Genomic DNA, 1,289 nt, shown 5'->3' with positions numbered 1-1,289 from the left:
CCGGTTACATTCCGAACCCGGAAGCTAAGCCCTCCAGCGCCGATGGTACTGCACTCGGGAGGGTGTGGGAGAGTAGGACACCGCCGGACAACTTTTCCAGTCGAGGGCCGCCCCATCCGGGTCGGCCCTCGACTGCGTTAGCGTCGTGGGTGACGCAATGAGGAAGGATGTACCTGTGAGTTCAGAATCGCAGGGCGGAGATCGTCCCCGTCGCTACGAAGACCGTTCGGGTGGGCGCGAGGGAGCGCCGCGCCGCGACGACCGGCCCCCGTACCGGGACGACCGGGGTGGCCAGCGCGGCGGATACGCGGGCGGCAACCAGCGTGATGGCGACTCCCGCGGCGGCGACCGCCGCGAAGGAGGCTTCCGGTCCGGTCCGCGTGATGGCGACTCCCGTGGCGCTGGCGCCCCTCGCCGTGACGCCGGCGACCGCCAGGGCGGCTTCCGCGGCGGCGAGCGCCGCGAGGGCTTCCGTCGGGACGGCGACGATCGTTCCGGCGGCTACCGCGGTGGGGACCGTCGCGAGAGTGGCGGCGACCGTCGCGAGGGTGGATACCGCGGTGGTGACCGTGAGGGTGGATTCCGGTCGGGCCCGCCGCGTGAGGGTGGCTTCCGTGGCGGTGACCGTCGTGAGGGTGGCGACCGTCCGGGTGGCTTCCGTGGTGGCGACCGCGAGGGTGGTTTCCGCAGTGGCGACCGTCGTGAGGGTGGCGACCGGCAGGGTGGTTTCCGGTCGGGTCCGCCGCGTGAGGGTGGCTTCCGTGGTGGTGACCGCGAGGGCGGTTTCCGCGGTGGGGACCGTCGTGAGGGCGGTGACCGTCCGGGTGGCTTCCGTGGCGGTGACCGTCGTGAGGGCGGTGACCGTCCGGGTGGCTTCCGCGGCGGCGACCGTCGTGAGGGTGGCGACCGGCAGGGTGGTTTCCGGTCGGGTCCGCCGCGTGAGGGTGGCTTCCGTGGTGGTGACCGCGAGGGCGGTTTCCGCGGTGGGGACCGTCGTGAGGGCGGTGACCGTCCGGGTGGCTTCCGTGGCGGTGACCGTCGTGAGGGCGGTGACCGTCCGGGTGGCTTCCGCGGCGGCGACCGTCGTGAGGGTGGCGACCGGCAGGGTGGTTTCCGGTCGGGTCCGCCGCGTGAGGGTGGCTTCCGTGGTGGTGACCGCGAGGGCGGTTTCCGTGGCGGTGACCGTCGTGAGGGCGGTGACCGTCCGGGTGGCTTCCGTGGTGGCGACCGCGAGGGCGGTTTCCGTGGCGGTGACCGTCGCGAGGGTGGTTTCCGGTCGGGTCCGCCGC

Annotated in this window: 1 protein-coding gene and 1 rRNA gene; one reads left to right on the top strand and one right to left on the bottom strand. The window is 73.1% G+C overall.

The annotated features are described in order from the left end of the window. Positions 1 to 89, top strand: a 5S ribosomal RNA gene (gene rrf, locus V6U77_RS29790); the annotation flags it as partial. A 92-nt stretch (positions 90 to 181) separates the two neighbouring features. On the opposite strand, the gene V6U77_RS29785 is transcribed toward rrf, so the two are convergent. Beyond that, on the bottom strand, positions 182 to 1,289 hold a 1,108-nt coding region (locus tag V6U77_RS29785), incomplete at its 5' end, for a hypothetical protein (protein WP_334610062.1).

The organism is Micromonospora sp. CPCC 205546 (genome assembly GCF_036902715.1).
GTDB lineage: Bacteria > Actinomycetota > Actinomycetes > Mycobacteriales > Micromonosporaceae > Micromonospora.
Note: the sequence above shows the minus strand (reverse complement) of the source record. Positions and strands in the feature narration are given on the sequence as shown.